This window comes from Shewanella sp. SG41-4, from assembly GCF_014164505.1.
In the GTDB taxonomy this organism is placed as follows: domain Bacteria; phylum Pseudomonadota; class Gammaproteobacteria; order Enterobacterales; family Shewanellaceae; genus Shewanella.
In genome coordinates this window covers 1-1,787 of record NZ_JACJFI010000522.1, presented here as the reverse complement: position 1 = coordinate 1,787, position 1,787 = coordinate 1, and the positions used below count along the sequence as shown (strand labels likewise).

The 1,787-nt window shown below is 34.9% G+C and carries 2 protein-coding genes and 1 pseudogene; all 3 read right to left on the bottom strand.

Annotated elements, in window-relative coordinates:
• A pseudogene (locus H5202_RS21835) lies at nucleotides 1–240 on the bottom strand (hypothetical protein); the annotation flags it as partial.
• The gene (locus H5202_RS21830) at nucleotides 237–1,007 is read right to left on the bottom strand and encodes a HipA family kinase (protein WP_182773887.1); all 771 of its coding nucleotides are present in this window, start codon (nucleotides 1,005–1,007) and stop codon (nucleotides 237–239) included. The gene H5202_RS21830 and the pseudogene H5202_RS21835, both read right to left, overlap by 4 nt.
• Nucleotides 1,008–1,020: 13 nt before the next feature.
• Nucleotides 1,021–1,787 (bottom strand): restriction endonuclease (locus H5202_RS21825; RefSeq protein WP_443019468.1); only part of this gene is annotated, 767 nt, incomplete at its 5' end.

Sequence of the window (1,787 nt, the reverse complement as noted above, 5' to 3'; positions counted from 1 at the left end):
AGTTTGAAGAGAGTTAATAACCCAACTAATCATTGAACGTATATTATCCGCCTGATTACCATAAAGGCAGTCCAGCAATTCATTTCTAACTGATTGTATAACCTTAAACTGCTTATTAGTAACAGCTAAAGCTGCAATAGATATCTTCTCTCCAGAACCTACGATTGGTTCTAGATATATAGCTCTCCAATAGCCTTCTTCTTTTGGAAGTTCTGGAAATAATGAGTCGAGCTTATTCATAAAACTAACTCCTGCTGCTTGAAGCCCCAACGGGTAGTAATCAATTCATTTAAAATATTCAATCGTTCTTCCAAGAAAACGATAACCTCTACAACCTCATCATCCGATAAATATAAACCGCCTAGGGTTTTCTCTGATAAGAGCGAAAATTTAATACCTGAGTACGCTGGAATTATGTCCGTCTGGCCGGTTCTATTAGCTTTAAACTTTTCAAATTCGCTTAGAGATACAGATAATTGTTCAAGTATTTGATTTCGATTAGCAGGTAAATTCGTACTTAAACCTTTATCTATAGCATTTTCATGATCTATAAAAAAATATTCGTTATTACCATCATACAAAATATTACCTATATTTCTATCCCAATTCCCAATCCACTCGTCGAAGATAGCTATATCTAATGACTTTGAAAAATTCATTAGACTCTCAATTGCTTCTTTACTGTCTTTATTAAAATATCGCCTGAAACTAGGGTGTTCTGCATCTTGAGACGCAAATCCTAAACTGAAAGATTGTTCCGGAACATAATTGGGCAAACTCTCATGTGGTATTTTGACCAAAATAGGTTTAGGGATTGGTAATCCTAAATCTCGACCAATAACCGCGCATATGCACTCTACATAAATTTTCCGTAAATCAATTAACTTAACAAAGCCAACAATTGTATCCTCATGAGTATATATATGTGCTTTCCACGTAGGATTCACATTGTCATCATTAAATTGCTGTGCGCCTGGCAACATAGTCCCTATATTAATCTGTTCCATAACTTTATCTTCCTTAATTCTGTCCCACTACTTTCAATAAATCACCGTAGCTGGCAACCATATTGAATTTAACTTTTTCAGCTTCATCGTCTGAATCTACTTCTAGCTCTAAACGCTTGAAGAACTTTTTCGCACATTCAATTTTAGCTTCTTCAATTTTTTTAAGTTGCATAGTAGACATTGAGCCTTTAGTTTCAGCAATAAACAGCACATGTTTAACAGCACCATCTTTAAACGCTATTGCCCAGTCAGGGTTGTATCCCTCTGTGCCAAGTGGCGTTGGAATAGTAAAACCTCTTGGTAGTTTGGCATAAACTTCAATTTCGTTGCTGGTGTCCATTTCTTCAATGAATTTTCGTTCAACTTTCGAATCTGTAGATGCAAAATCATAAACGTGTTTTTTAAGGTTATCGACGACTTTACTAAAATCATTTATCACCTGATTCTGGGTAAATATATCGCTGTCGTAAGTCTCATCAATTAAGTCATAAGACAAATGCTGAATGGTAGCCGTTGCTTTCTCTTCATTAATTAAACGTGTTGCTTCACTAATAAATTGTTCAGGGTTAACTTTAAATAAGCCAAATTTTTCAGGTGAAATAGCCTGTAAAATTTCACAAATAGTTTTCCGAGTTAACTTAGTATCTTCAGAAATTTCACCTAATAAGTCATAAGGCACTGAAGATTGCACAGTTGTTTTGTGCAATTGTCGATCAGTCTCTCTGACTTCAAAGCTGCTTCCTTGTTTTAGTTCATTTTCAGAAAGTTGTTCTTTTTGAT

What these genes read in the sequence shown, in the direction of transcription:
- H5202_RS21830 (WP_182773887.1), bottom strand. Translation starts at nt 1,007, where the DNA reads ATGGAACAGATTAATATAGGGACTATGTTGCCAGGCGCACAGCAATTT.